The sequence below is a fragment of the Streptomyces sp. NBC_00252 genome (assembly GCF_036187565.1).
Lineage (GTDB): Bacteria > Actinomycetota > Actinomycetes > Streptomycetales > Streptomycetaceae > Streptomyces.
The window spans coordinates 5,168,787-5,182,177 of the sequence record NZ_CP108087.1; the positions used below are offsets into that span (position 1 = coordinate 5,168,787).

A 13,391-nucleotide genomic window follows, 5' to 3' on the forward strand; every position below is an offset into this window, starting at 1 on the left:
TCACTCGAACTCGAAGTGGAGTGCTCCTTTCATGAAGGCTTCTCGTATCGCCGCCGCCGTTGGTGTCGCCGGCTCGGCCGTGCTCGTGCTGTCCTCCCCCGCCTTCGCACACGTCTCCGTGCAGCCGGAGGGCGCAGCCGTCAAGGGCGGCTACGCGGTCGTCGACTTCAAGGTCCCGAACGAGCGTGACGACGCCTCGACCACCAAGCTGGAAGTGAACTTCCCGACCGACCACCCGCTGGCCTCCGTGATGCCGGAGCCGATCAGCGGCTGGACCGTCAAGGTCACCAAGTCGAAGCTCGCCAAGCCGGCCGAGATGCACGGCGAGACGATCACCGAGGCCGTCACCAAGGTCACCTGGACCGCGACCGGCAAGGGCGTCGAGCCCGGCTACTTCCAGAAGTTCCCGGTCTCCGTCGGCATGCTGCCCACGGACGCCGACCAGATCGTCTTCAAGGCGCTGCAGACGTACTCCAACAAGGAGGTCGTGCGCTGGATCGAGGTGCAGAAGGACGGCGAGGAGGAGCCCGACAACCCGGCGCCCACCCTCAAGCTGACCTCCGCCGCCGCGTCCGGCGCGACCGCCGAGGACGCCTCCGAGACGTCGAAGAAGACCGAGACCACCGCCGCCGACTCCACGTCGTCGTCCTCCGGTTCGTCCGACACCACCGCCCGCGTCCTCGGCGTGGTCGGCATCGTCGTCGGCGCTGCGGGCGTGGCGTACGGCGTTATGGCCGGTCGACGGCGTACGACCGTCTGAGGCCCGTCCACTGATGGCGTGCACCGGGGTCCGTGCGACTCTTGCGTCCGACCCCGGTGCGCGCCGGAGCTCTCACAACTGGGACATTTTCCTATGCGCAAGAAGACGTTCGCGGCGGCCGTTCTGCTGGCCGCCGCCACCCTGACGCTCTCCGCCTGCGGCAGCGGGGACGACGGCAAGAGCCCCGTCGCCGCGGTCTCCGCGGACACCGCGACGCAGGCCGCCACCGTGCTCGACACCCCGTTCGAGAAGCCCGACCTGGTGCTCACGGACACGCACGGCAAGAAGTACGACCTGCGGGCGGAGTCCAAGGGCCGCCCGACGCTGATCTACTTCGGCTACACCCACTGCCCCGACATCTGCCCGCTGACGATGAACAACATCGCCGTCGCCAAGAAGGCGCTGCCCAAGGCCGAGCAGGACAAGCTGCTCGTCGTGTTCGTCACCACCGACCCGGCCCGGGACACCCCCTCGGAACTCGGCAAGTGGCTCAAGGGCATCGACACCCAGTTCGTCGGCCTGACCGGGAAGTTCTCCGCCATCCAGGCCGGCGCCCGCTCGATCGGCATCTCCATCGAGCCGACCTCGAAGGACAAGAACGGCAAGCTGGTCTCGGTCCACGGCACCCAGGTCGTCGCGTTCTCCCCGAAGACCAACGGCGGCTATCTGCTCTACGGCCAGGACACCACCGTCGACGACTACACCAAGGACCTCCCCAAGATCGTCAAGGGGGAGACGCCGTGAAACACGCGGTCGCGTCCTCCGTCGCAATACTCGCGGGGGCGCTGGTCCTCACGGGCTGCGGCGGCTCGGACGACGCCAAGGCCCAGCTCTCCGTCAGCTCCGCCTACATGCCCCAGCCCGTCTCGGAGATGGCGGCGGGCTTCCTGGACATCGCCAACAAGGGCGGCGCGAAGGACCAGTTGACCTCCGTCACCAGCGACCTCGGCCCGGTCTCCGTGCACGAGACCGTCGGCCAGTCGATGGAGGAGGTGAAGTCCCTCGATGTGCCCGCACACGGTCAACTCGTGTTCAAGAGCGGGGGCAACCACCTGATGTTCGACAAGCTGAAGCACACGCTCAAGCAGGGCGATCACGTGACCGTGAAGCTGCACTTTGCCAAGTCCGGCCCCCTCACGGTTGAGATGCCGGTGAAGTCGGCCACGTACAACCCCACGACCGGGCACTGAGGGAGGGACCCCACCTTGACCACGACCATCACCCCCCGCGTCCGCAATCTGGTGCTGCTGCTCCTGGCCGTCACCGGCATGCTCTTCGCCGGGGCCGGTACCGCCTCCGCGCACGCCGCGCTGACCGGCAGCGACCCCACTTCGGGGGTGGTGGTCGACAAGGCTCCGACGCAGATCTCGCTCACCTTCTCCGAGAAGGTCTCCACGAACAACGACTCGCTGCGCGTCCTCGACCCGAAGGGCAAACGCGTCGACGTCGGCAAACCGTCCAACATCAGCGGGACGACCTACGCCATCCAGGTCCGCAGCGGCCTGTCCGACGGCACCTACACCGTGGCCTGGCAGGTCGTCTCGGCCGACAGCCACCCCGTGGCCGGCGCCTTCACCTTCTCCGTCGGCGCCCCCTCCAAGACCACCGTCTCCGTCTCCGACCAGGACGTCGGCGGCGGGCTCGTCGGCGGCCTGTACGGCTTCGGGCGCTACATGTCGTACGCCGGTTTCATCGTCATGGTCGGCGGCGCCGCGTTCATCCTGGCCTGCTGGCAGCGGGGCGCCGGGGTGCGCGCGCTGCAGCGCCTCGTCGTCTCCGGCTGGGTCGCGCTCACCGCGGCCACGCTCTGGCTGCTGCTCCTGCGCGGCTCGTACACGACCACCGGCAAGCTCGGCGACATCTTCGACCTGAACCTCGTGGGACAGGTCCTCCAGACCAAGACGGGCGCCGCGCTCGTCTCCCGGCTGCTGCTGCTCGCCGCCGCCGCGCTGTTCATCGCCGTGCTCTTCGGGGCGTACGACAAGCGCGAGGAAGAGGAGAAGCGGGACCTCACCTTCGGTCTCGCGATCGGCGGCGGTGTGGTGGCCGCCGGGCTCGCCGCGAGCTGGGCGCTGGCCGAACACGCCTCGACCGGGCTCCAGCCCGGCATCGCGATGCCCGTCGACGTCGTCCACCTGCTGGCCGTCGCGACCTGGCTCGGCGGCCTCTCCGCCCTCCTCGTCTCGCTCTACCGCGCGCCCGCCGACAACCAGGTCGGGCGGGCGGCCGTCCAGAACTTCTCCCGCATCGCCTTCGGCAGCGTCCTCGCCCTCGTCGCGACCGGCATCTACCAGTCCTGGCGCCAGCTCGGCTCCTGGTCGGCCTTCACCGACACCGGCTACGGCCAGCTGCTGCTCGTGAAGATCGGGCTGGTCGCGCTGCTCGTCGGTATCGCGTCGATCTCCCGGCGGTGGACGGCACGGCTTGCGGACACGGGCGAGACGGCAACGGCGGCCGAGCCGACCGAGAACACCGTCGAGGGGCGCGCCAAGGAGAAGGCACACGCCAGCGCCTCTTCGAAGACCGCCGACTCCAGCGCCCCTTCCGCCGAGGTCAGCTCCTCCAGCGCTACGACGTCCAGCGAGGCCGGTGCCTCAAGCGCCACGGCCTCCGCCGAGGACGACTCCGACGTGACCGCGCCCTCGTCCCCGTCCGCGTCCGCGTCCTCCAAGGGCGGCGACTCCGAGGCGCCCGGCGGTTCCAAGCGGGCCGCTCAACTCGCCCGGCAGCAGGCCGCCGTGGACTCCACGCGGCAGAAGCGGCTGCGGGACGCCGATCCGATCCGGTTCGGGCTGCGCCGGTCGGTGCTCGCCGAGGCCGCCGTCGCCGTGGTCGTGCTGGCCGTCACCACGGCCCTGACGACCACCGAACCGGGCCGCACGGAGGAGGACGCCAAGGCGGCCAAGGCCTCCTCTTCCTCGGCCTCCTCCTCGTCGTCCGCGGGCGCCCTGACCCTGGACATGTCCTTCGACACCGGAGGCACGGACGGCAAGGGCGTCATACGCCTCGACCTCGACCCCGCGCGCGTGGGCGGCAACGAGATGCACGTCTACGTGCAGCGCCCCAACGGCCGGGCCTTCGACGTCCCCGAGGTGAAGGTCGCCTTCACCCTGGCCGCGAAGAAGATCGGCCCGCTGCCCGTGACGCCCGACCACATCACCACCGGGCACTGGGCCGCGACCGGAATCCAGATCCCCATGGCGGGCGACTGGAAGATCTCGGTGACCGTGCGGACCTCCGACATCGACCAGACGACCGTCGACAAGAACGCGCAGATCGGCTGAACCACGCCATGCCTGACCAGTCCCTTCCCCAGACCCGGACCGTAGAGGCACCTCCTGGGGAGGCCGTTTCCGAAAAAGCCTCCCCCGGGGAGGGCATTTCCCGCCGACGACTCCTCGGTACGGCCGGTGCCACCGGGCTCGTGCTCGGTGCGGCGGGCGGGGCCGTGGGCTACGCGTCCGCGCCCGCCGGTGCCACACCGCTCACCTCGCTCGGCGAGGACAGGGCAATGTTTCACGGGAAACATCAGCCCGGCATCACCGAGGGCCTCCAGGCGCGCGGCCACCTCGTCGCCTTCGACCTGGCGGCGGGCGCGGGCCGCAAGGAGGCGGCGGCTCTGTTGCGCCGCTGGTCGACGACCGCCCAGCGGCTGATGGCGGGCGAGGCGGCGGCGCAGGACGACACGGATGTCGCCCGGGACGCGGGGCCCTCGTCGCTGACGATCACCTTCGGCTTCGGCAACTCCTTCTTCTCCCGTACGGGACTGGAGAAGCAGCGCCCGGGCTCCCTCGACCCGCTGCCCGACTTCTCCTCCGACCACCTCGACAAGGCGCGCAGCAACGGCGACCTGTGGGTGCAGATCGGCGCCAATGACGCACTGGTCGCCTTCCATGCCCTGCGCACGATCCAGAAGGACGCGGGCAGCGCGGCCAAGGTCCGCTGGCAGATGAACGGCTTCAACCGGACCCCGGGTGCCACGTCCCACAAGCTGACCGCCCGCAACCTCATGGGCCAGCTCGACGGCACCCGCAACCCCAAGCCGACCGAGTCCGACTTCGACAAACGGATCTTCGTGCCGGCGTCCGGTTCGGCCGACCCGGCATGGATGGCGAACGGCTCCTACGCCGTCGTACGCCGGATCCGCATGCTCCTCGACGACTGGGAGAAGCTCTCGGTCCACGCCCAGGAGAACGTCGTCGGGCGCCGGAAGTCGAACGGGGCCGCGCTGTCCGGGGGCGGTGAGACGACGGCGATGGACCTGGAGAAGACCGACGCGAACGGCGCCCTTGTCGTCCCCATCAACGCGCACGCCCGGATCGCCCGGCCCGACCAGAACGGCGGGGCGGCCATGCTCCGGCGCCCCTTCTCGTACCACGACGGCATCGCCGCCGACGGCACCCCGGACGCCGGGCTCCTCTTCGTGTGCTGGCAGGCGGACCCGCTGCGTGGCTTCGTCACCGTGCAGCGCAAGCTCGACCGCGGTGACGCCCTGTCGACGTACATCCGCCACGAGGCGAGCGGTCTGTTCGCGGTGCCGGGCGGGGCGGCGGAGGGCGAGTACGTGGGGCAGCGGTTGCTGGAGGGGTGAGGCCGTCGCCCTCACGGGTGGCTCGTCGAGAAGCGTGCGTCCGGTTTCGCAAGGCCCATTAGGGTGAGGTCATGCCAGCCAGCTACGCGTATCTCGGCCCTGAGGGCACCTTCACCGAAGTCGCCCTGCGGACGCTGCCCGAGGCGGCCACCCGGGAGCTGATCCCGTACGTGTCGGTGCAGTCCGCGCTGGACGCGGTCCGCACCGGCGAGGCCGAGGCCGCGTTCGTGCCGATCGAGAACTCCGTCGAGGGCGGCATCACCACCACCCTGGACGAACTGGTCGCGGGCGCGCCGCTGATGATCTACCGCGAGGTGCTGCTGTCGATCACCTTCGCGCTGCTGGTCAAGCCGGGCACGAAGCTCTCCGACATCAAGACGGTCTCCGCGCACCCCGCCGCCCAGCCGCAGGTCCGGAACTGGATGAAGGCGAACCTCCCGGACGCCCTGTGGGAGTCGGCGGCCTCGAACGCGGACGCCGCCCGGCTGGTCCAGGAGGGCCGCTACGACGCCGCGTTCGCCGGTGAGTTCGCCGCCGCCCGGTACGGTCTCGAGGCGCTGGAGACCGAGATCCACGACGCGGAGAACGCGCAGACCCGGTTCGTGCTGGTGGGCAGGCCCGCCCGGCCCGCGGCGCCGACCGGCGCGGACAAGACGTCCGTGGTGATCTGGCAGCGGGACGACCACCCCGGCGGTCTGCGCGATCTGCTGGGCGAGTTCGCCACCCGGGGCATCAACCTCATGCTGCTCCAGTCCCGCCCGACCGGCGCCGGCATCGGCAACTACTGCTTCTGCATCGACGCCGAGGGCCACATCTCCGACCGCCGGGTGGCCGAGGCGCTGGCCGGGCTCAAGCGGATCTGCCTTCAGGTGCGCTTCCTCGGGTCGTACCCGCGCGCGGACGTCGGTGTGGACGGGGTGCGGCCGCTGTTCCCGGCCACCTCGGACGCGGACTTCCTGGCCGCCGCCGACTGGGTCGCGCACTGCCAGGACGGCCGTTTCTGACCGGTGGGACCGCACGGTTCCGACCGGTCGTACCCCCTGATCGTCCCGGTACTACCTGCGTATCTTCGTTATCCACAGAAGTTATCCACAGGTCCGCTTCTCGACCTGGGGACAAGTCGACAACCAAGTGCGATCCAGTCGACAAATCTCCCTACAGCGGGTCGATCCGTCCACCGGCGCGTAGGTCACTCTTCGTCCACCTGTTTCCTTCGGGCAATCCTTTGGAGCGACGCATTTCCACCCGAAAGTGGATGGGGGCCGCGTTTGGGACAGGAATTGCCCGTCGCGGGAAACCCCTTGGAAATGATCACTTCCGATGTCCACAGATCTTTCGCACACCCTGTGGATAACTCTTCCGGGATGTGGATTCCTGTGGACAACCGCATCCCCAAGTCCCGTTTCCCACAAGGGATTCGGGTCAACGGGCCGCCTCACGCCTGCCCCGTTCCAGGGAGCGGACGGCCTTTTCATTGACCCGCGTCACCCAGCTCAGACACTCTGCGCAATTGCCGCATACCCGTAGGTAAGGCGCAGTTCGGAATACCGAGTCGTGAGCCGGAACCCGTCACCGGTAGCCTGGTCGCGTGATTGACCTTCGCCTGCTCCGTGAGGACCCCGACCGTGTGCGCGCGTCCCAGCGCGCCCGTGGAGAGGACGTCGCGCTCGTCGACGCTCTCCTGTCCGCCGACGAGCGGCGCAGGTCGTCCGGCGTCCGCTTCGACGAGCTGCGTTCCGAGCAGAAGGCGCTCGGCAAGCTCATCCCCAAGGCCTCCGGCGACGAGAAGGCCGAGCTGCTCAAGAAGACGGGCCAGCTCGCCGCCGACGTCAAGGCGGCTGACGCCGAGCAGCACGAGGCGGACGAGGAGACCAAGCGTCTCGCGCTCCAGCTGGGCAACCTCGTGCACCCCGACGTGCCCGTCGGCGGCGAGGAGGACTTCGTCGTCCTGGAGACGCACGGCACGATCCGCGACTTCGCCGCCGAGGGCTTCGAGCCCAAGGACCACCTGGAGCTGGGCGAGGCGCTGGGCGCCATCGACGTCGAGCGCGGCGCGAAGGTCTCCGGCTCGCGCTTCTACTACCTCACCGGCGTCGGCGCCCTTCTGGAGCTGGCGCTCGTCAACGCGGCGATCGCGCAGGCCACCGAGGCCGGCTTCATCCCGATGCTGACCCCCGCGCTGGTCCGCCCGCGCGCCATGGAGGGCACCGGCTTCCTCGGCCAGGCCGCGGAGAACGTGTACCACCTGGAGAAGGACGACTTCTACCTCGTCGGCACCTCCGAGGTCCCCCTCGCCGCGTACCACATGGACGAGATCCTGGACGCGGAGAAGCTCCCGCTGCGCTACGCGGGCTTCTCCCCGTGCTTCCGCCGCGAGGCCGGCACCTACGGCAAGGACACGCGGGGCATCTTCCGCGTGCACCAGTTCGACAAGGTCGAGATGTTCTCGTACGTCCTCCCCGAGGACGCGGAGAACGAGCACCAGCGCCTCCTGGACTGGGAGAAGCAGTGGCTCAGCGCCCTCGAACTGCCCTTCCAGGTCATCGACGTGGCCTCGGGCGACCTGGGCTCGTCGGCGTCCCGCAAGTTCGACTGCGAGGCGTGGATCCCGACCCAGGGCAAGTACCGCGAGCTGACCTCGGCCTCCAACTGCGACAGCTTCCAGGCCCGCCGCCTGTCGGTGCGGCTGCGCGACGGCAAGAAGGTCCAGCCGCTGGCCACACTCAACGGCACGCTGTGCGCCGTACCGCGCACGATCGTGGCGATCCTGGAGAACCACCAGCTGCCCGACGGCTCCGTGCGCGTGCCCGAGGTGCTGCGTCCGTACCTGGGCGGCCGTGAACTGCTGGAGCCGGTCGCCAAGTGAGCAGCGGCTTCCCGTACAGGCTGATCGCGACCGACCTCGACGGGACGCTCCTGCGCTCCGACGAGTCGATCTCCTCGCGTACCCGTGACGCGCTCGCCGCGGCCACCGCGGCGGGCGCGGCCCACATCGTGGTGACGGGCCGCGGGGTCCCCTGGACCCGGCACATCCTCGACGACCTCGGCTACGACGGCCTCGCGGTCTGCGGCCAGGGCGCCCAGGTCTACGACGCCGGGGAGCACCGCCTGCTGACGTCGGTGACCCTGGACCGGCAGCTCGCCGGGGTGGCGCTCGCGAAGATCGAGGCGGAGGTCGGCCCGCTGTACCTCGCGGCAAGCCGGGACGGCCTGGACGGCGATGTGCTGGTCGGCGACGGATACGCCCTCACGGGCTCGCTGCCGTCGACCCCGCTCTCGGACGTGTCCGAGCTGTGGGCGGCGCCGCTGAACAAGATCTACATCCAGCACCCGACCCTCACCGACGACCAGCTCGCCGAGGCGGCACGGCGGTCGGCCGGTGGCTTCGTCTCCGTCGCGATGGCCGGCGAGGGCATCGTCGAACTGCTCCCGCTCGGCCTCTCCAAGGCCACCGGCCTGTCCCTCGCGGCCCGCCGCCTGGGCCTGAAGGCCGCCGACACGATCGCCTTCGGTGACATGCCGAACGACATCGCGATGTTCGCCTGGGCCTCCCACAGCGTGGCGATGGCCAACGCCCACGAGGAGCTCAAGGCGGTGGCTGACGAGGTGACGGCCTCCCACGACGAGGACGGCATCGCGGTGGTGCTGGAGCGACTGCTCCCGTAGGTCATGCCGCTGGGGCGGCGCCCGTCCCCCGGAGAGCGGTGCCTCATGGCACCGAACCGGGCGACCGACCCGCCCCAGCGTGAAATGCCCCCGGCGATGGAGGCGAAAGGGAAGGCGGCCCACGCGATAATGAGTCGCGTGCTCGAAGCGGCCGCCCCGGGCAGCTCCCCGTGGTGGGCGACTCGACGGAGGGTAACTACTCCGGAGACCGCCGCGGGCTGCCCTGAAGGGAGTTGGACGTACTGCCGTGCATGGACATCGTCCAGCTCCTCTCCCAGTAGATGCCGCCGGCCTGATCCGGCGTCGACAGAACAACTGTGCCTGTAGGCCGAGTTGGACGCCACTCAATTAACCGGGCCCCCGGTACTCGCCCCTTCAGGGGCGCGAGGCTGTAACACTGTGCGGCTCCGCCGCGCGGGCGCGACAAGCCCCCACCGGGCCCGCAGCCAACGAACCAACCCGTCGGCCAGAACCCCTACCGCCGCCGCCACTTGCGCCGCCGGGCCTTGCTGAAGAACCACCCCGCGGGCGGCTCGTCGGAACGCCACGGCTGCGGCTCGGGAGACTCCGCCCGCCAGCGCGCCGCGAGCATCCGCGCCCGGGCCGACGGCTCGGCCGTCTCGGCCGAGCGTATGAAGTCGTCGTCCAGGACCAGCTTGTCCCAGCCGTCCCCGGACTCAGCCTGTCCGCCGCCGTACGCAGCCTCTCCGGCCATCCCCGTCCTCCTAGCCACGCGTCCCGTTTGCCCAGTGTGCCCGGACAGAGATGAAGCCCCCGTCAAGATCAGGACCTGTCATTCCTCGCCGGCGAGCTTCAGCGTGCGCAGCTTCTGCCCGGCGAACCAGGTCGCTCCGGCGGTGACCACGACGAGGAACACCGTGGCCGTGGTCAGTCCGACGTCCGAGGTGACCAGGTCGCCGCCGGCCACCTTCTGGGCGACGGCCAGGGCCCACTGCTGGACGCTGAGCGTGCGCGCACCGGCGACCAGGGAGCCGAACAGGGCTTCCCAGACGAGGGCGTAGACGAGCCCGAAGACGACCGCGTGCCGGGAGACCGTGCCGAGCAGCAGGAAGAGTGCCGCGTAGGCGATGGAGGCGACCAGCGCGGCCACCGTGTAGGCGACGGCGATCTGCTGGCCGTTGCCGTTGAGGACGAGCCCGGCGATCAGCATGGGGACCGCGGAGAACACCATGGTGACGGCGATGGCCACGATCAGCTTGGTGAAGATGATCGTGGGCCGCTTCAGCGGCTTGGACAGCAGGTACACCACCGAGCCGTCGTCGATCTCGGGGCCGATCGCTCCGGTGCCCGCGATGACGCCGATGATCGGCACCATCGTGGCGAGGCCGAGCCCGCCGAGGACGTCGACCGCGGTCTGGTCGTCGGCGCCCGCGAGGCCCCGCACCACCACGGAGATCATGATCAGCAGGAAGGGCAGGGCGCCCAGGATGAGGGCCCGGCGCTTGCCGAGCAGGGCCCGGTAGGTGAGTCGGGCGACTGTGGGGTCGTACATCTTGGCCTCCTACGCCGCGACGAGATACGAGAAGACGGACTCGAGGGACTCGTCGGACGGCGAGACCGTGAGCAGCCGGATGCCGTGGTCCTTGGCCACCCGGGGCAGCAGGACCGTGAACCGGGCGAAGTCGACGGCCTCGACGCGCAGCGCGCCCTCGGCCAGGTCGACCTCGATGCCGGACGTCGACGGGTCGGCGATCAGCGCGGCCGCGAGGGTGCGGTCGTCGCTGGAGCGGACCAGGTAGCGGTGCGGGCGGTCGGTCATCAGGCGGCGGATCTTGCGGAAGTCGCCGCTGGCCGCGTGCCGTCCGGCCACCACCACCTCGATGTGCCAGGCGAGTTGCTCGACCTCTTCGAGGATGTGGGACGAGAACAGCACCGTGCGGCCCTCGTCGCCCATGCGGCGCAGCAGGTCCATGAGCTGCATGCGCTGGCGCGGGTCCATGCCGTTGAACGGCTCGTCGAGCAGGAGCAGCGACGGGTCGTGCACCAGGGCGCTGGCCATTTTCACGCGCTGCCGCATGCCCTTGGAGTACGTCGAGATCTTGCGGTCCTGGGCGTACTCCATCTCGACCGTGGCCAGCGCCTTCTGGGCCGCCTTGGCGCCGAGGCCGTGCAACTCGGCGTTGGCGACGACGAATTCGCGTCCGGTGAGGAAGTCGTACATCGCCTCGCGCTCGGGGACGATGCCGATGTGCTTGTAGATCTGTTCGTTGCGCCAGACCTGCTCGCCGTCGAGGGTGACGGTGCCGGTGGAGGGGGCGAGGAAGCCGCCCATCATGTTGATGAGGGTGGACTTCCCGGCGCCGTTGGGGCCGAGCAGTCCGGTGACTCCGGGGCCGACGGTCATGGTGATGTCGTTGACGGCGACCACGTTGCCGAACCAGCGGGAGACGTGGTCGATGGAGAGCGTGGTCACAGGCCCACCTTCCGGTAGCGGCGGATCAGGAGGCCGTAGGTCGCGGCGATGAGGCCCAGGACGGCGAGGACGTAGACCACGCCTTCGGCGTGGGTGGGGCCGACGCCTCCGGGGAACGCCGATGTCGCGCCCAGGAACGCCGACTGGAGTCCGTCGATGAGCGTGACGGGCGAGAAGAGGCCGATCCACGGGATGGCGCCCGTGGCGTCCTGCGCGTCCGCGATCGCCTGGAGGGTGGAGACCGCGCCGTAGGAGATGGTCAGTACGGCGATGACGGCGGCGATGCCGAAGCCGCGGCGCGGGGTGACCGCGGCGATGACCAGGCCGATGCCGGCGAAGAGCAGCGAGAGGAGGGTCACGGAGACGAGTCCTTGGGCGAAGCCCTTGGTCTGGTCGGCGAAGTCCAGCTTGGCGAGCAGCGCGCCTACGTAGAGCACGATCAGCGGCGCGGCGGTCAGGATGAACATCGCCGAGGCCAGGGCCGCGAACTTGGCCCGCACGTAGTCGGAGCTCTCGATCGGCCGTGAGAAGTACAGCGGCACGGTCTTGAAGCGCAGGTCGCGCGAGACCGACTGGGGTGCCTGCGAGGCGACGTACAGGCTGATGACGGCCTGCATGATGATCGCGTAGCGGGTGTAGGTCACCGGCAGGTCGTGCGCCTTGGTGGCGACCGCGACGGCGACCATGATGGCCGCGGGCACGCACATGACCACGAACAGCAGCATCGGCAGGACCTTGGACTTCACCGAGCGGCCGAGGCCGTAGGCGCCGCGCAGGGACTGCGAGTAGAGCGAGCGGCGGGCGTAGGCGCGGCCCAGGCGGGGGCCGTTGTAGTTGCGGTAGCCGATGTTGTGGATGCGGGTCTGGTCGCCCGGCTGGGGGACCAGGGGCTGGTCAATTGCCATGGCCTACGGCCTCCTTCCGCTCTGCGTCGTGGTCGGTGCCCGTGTCGGCGTCGGTGAAGACCTCGGAGATGTGGTGCCTGCGCTGCTCCATGCGCACCAGTCCGAGACCGAGGTCGGCGATCGTGTCGCGGACCACGTCGTACGTCTCCTCGCCGGTGGCCGTCAGGAGGAGGACGTGACCCGCGCCCGGGAGGCCGCTGCTGTCGTGGGTGTCCACCCCGCGCGCGTGGAGCGCGTCGCGCACCGCGCGGGTGCCGTCCGGGTGTTCGTCGGTGTCGGTGACCTCGATCGCCAGGGTGGTCGTGGTCTGGGTGAAGTCCGTGGTGGAGCTGGAGCGCAGGAGCTTGCCGCCGTCGACCACGATCACGTGGTCGCAGGTGCGCTCCAGCTCGCCCAGCAGGTGCGAGGTCACCAGGACCGAGATGCCGAAGTCCGTGTGGATGCGGCGGATGAGGCCGAGCATCTCGTCACGGCCGACCGGGTCGAGGCCGTTGGTCGGCTCGTCCAGGAAGACCAGCTGCGGGTCGTGGACGAGGGCCTGCGCGAGCTTGACGCGCTGCTTCATGCCCGTCGAGTAGCCGCCGATGGGGCGGTAGCGCTCCTCGTACAGGCCGACATGGCGCAGGGTGTCCGCGGTGCGCTCGCGGGCCGCGGTGGGCGGAAGTCCGGACATGCGCGCCATGTGGACGACGAACTCGGTGGCCGAGACGTCGGGCGGCAGACAGTCGTGCTCCGGCATGTACCCGACGCGCTCGCGGATGTCGGCACCCTTGGTGGCGACGTCCAGACCGAGCACTTCGGCTCGGCCCTCGGAGGCGGGGGACAGACCCAGCAGGATCTTGATCAAGGTGGACTTGCCGGCTCCATTGGCACCGACGAGCCCCGTCACACCGGGTCCGACGTCCACGGAGAGCCGGTCAAGCGCGGTCACCCGGGGGAACCGCTTGCTCAGGCTTTCGGTCGCGATCACAGTCACGTCTACGAAGGTAGTGACGCGGGCCACCCCGGTCGTCACCCCGCAGAGCTGTCCTCGCG

At 69.9% G+C, this 13,391-nt stretch carries 13 protein-coding genes; 8 read left to right on the plus strand and 5 right to left on the minus strand.

Annotation, left to right across the window (positions count from 1 at the left end):
- Positions 1-31: 31 nt before the first annotated feature.
- The 8 genes from OHT77_RS22630 (at position 32) to OHT77_RS22665 (ending at position 9,017) form a co-directional block, all read left to right on the plus strand.
- A complete protein-coding gene (locus OHT77_RS22630; protein WP_328830332.1) occupies positions 32-760 on the plus strand; it encodes a YcnI family copper-binding membrane protein in 729 nt (242 codons plus the stop codon).
- A 93-nt stretch (positions 761-853) separates the two neighbouring features.
- The gene (locus OHT77_RS22635; RefSeq protein WP_328830333.1) at positions 854-1,504 is read left to right on the plus strand and encodes an SCO family protein; all 651 of its coding nucleotides are present in this window, start codon (positions 854-856) and stop codon (positions 1,502-1,504) included.
- Positions 1,501-1,950: a copper chaperone PCu(A)C gene (locus tag OHT77_RS22640; protein ID WP_328830334.1), complete on the plus strand. Its 450-nt coding sequence runs from the start codon at positions 1,501-1,503 to the stop codon at positions 1,948-1,950. The genes OHT77_RS22635 and OHT77_RS22640 overlap by 4 nt, the downstream gene beginning before the upstream one ends.
- Before the next feature lie 15 nt (positions 1,951-1,965).
- Complete coding sequence (locus OHT77_RS22645; protein ID WP_328830335.1) at positions 1,966-4,044, plus strand: copper resistance CopC/CopD family protein; 2,079 nt, start codon at positions 1,966-1,968, stop codon at positions 4,042-4,044.
- Between the two features lie 8 nt (positions 4,045-4,052).
- The gene (gene efeB / locus OHT77_RS22650) at positions 4,053-5,351 is read left to right on the plus strand and encodes an iron uptake transporter deferrochelatase/peroxidase subunit (RefSeq protein WP_328830336.1); all 1,299 of its coding nucleotides are present in this window, start codon (positions 4,053-4,055) and stop codon (positions 5,349-5,351) included.
- Positions 5,352-5,422: 71 nt separating this feature from the next.
- Positions 5,423-6,355, plus strand: coding sequence for a prephenate dehydratase (gene pheA, locus OHT77_RS22655; RefSeq protein WP_328830337.1), 933 nt, complete (start codon positions 5,423-5,425; stop codon positions 6,353-6,355).
- 584 nt (positions 6,356-6,939) lie between these two features.
- On the plus strand, positions 6,940-8,217 hold the full coding sequence (gene serS, locus OHT77_RS22660; RefSeq protein WP_328830338.1) for a serine--tRNA ligase: 1,278 nt from the start codon (positions 6,940-6,942) through the stop codon (positions 8,215-8,217).
- Positions 8,214-9,017, plus strand: a complete 804-nt coding sequence (locus OHT77_RS22665; protein ID WP_328830339.1) for an HAD family hydrolase — start codon at positions 8,214-8,216, stop codon at positions 9,015-9,017. The genes serS and OHT77_RS22665 overlap by 4 nt, the downstream gene beginning before the upstream one ends.
- Before the next feature lie 475 nt (positions 9,018-9,492).
- On the opposite strand, the gene OHT77_RS22670 is transcribed toward OHT77_RS22665, so the two are convergent.
- The 5 genes from OHT77_RS22670 to OHT77_RS22690 all read right to left on the minus strand — a co-directional run bounded on the left by OHT77_RS22670 (position 9,493) and on the right by OHT77_RS22690 (position 13,326).
- Complete coding sequence (locus tag OHT77_RS22670) at positions 9,493-9,732, minus strand: SGM_3592 family protein (RefSeq protein ID WP_328830340.1); 240 nt, start codon at positions 9,730-9,732, stop codon at positions 9,493-9,495.
- A gap of 78 nt (positions 9,733-9,810) precedes the next feature.
- Positions 9,811-10,530: an ABC transporter permease gene (locus OHT77_RS22675; RefSeq protein ID WP_328830341.1), complete on the minus strand. Its 720-nt coding sequence runs from the start codon at positions 10,528-10,530 to the stop codon at positions 9,811-9,813.
- A gap of 9 nt (positions 10,531-10,539) precedes the next feature.
- The gene (locus tag OHT77_RS22680) at positions 10,540-11,451 is read right to left on the minus strand and encodes an ABC transporter ATP-binding protein (RefSeq protein ID WP_328830342.1); all 912 of its coding nucleotides are present in this window, start codon (positions 11,449-11,451) and stop codon (positions 10,540-10,542) included.
- Positions 11,448-12,356: an ABC transporter permease gene (locus tag OHT77_RS22685; protein WP_328830343.1), complete on the minus strand. Its 909-nt coding sequence runs from the start codon at positions 12,354-12,356 to the stop codon at positions 11,448-11,450. The genes OHT77_RS22680 and OHT77_RS22685 overlap by 4 nt, the downstream gene beginning before the upstream one ends.
- A complete protein-coding gene (locus tag OHT77_RS22690) occupies positions 12,346-13,326 on the minus strand; it encodes an ABC transporter ATP-binding protein (RefSeq protein ID WP_266776591.1) in 981 nt (326 codons plus the stop codon). The genes OHT77_RS22685 and OHT77_RS22690 overlap by 11 nt, the downstream gene beginning before the upstream one ends.
- Positions 13,327-13,391: the final 65 nt, after the last annotated feature.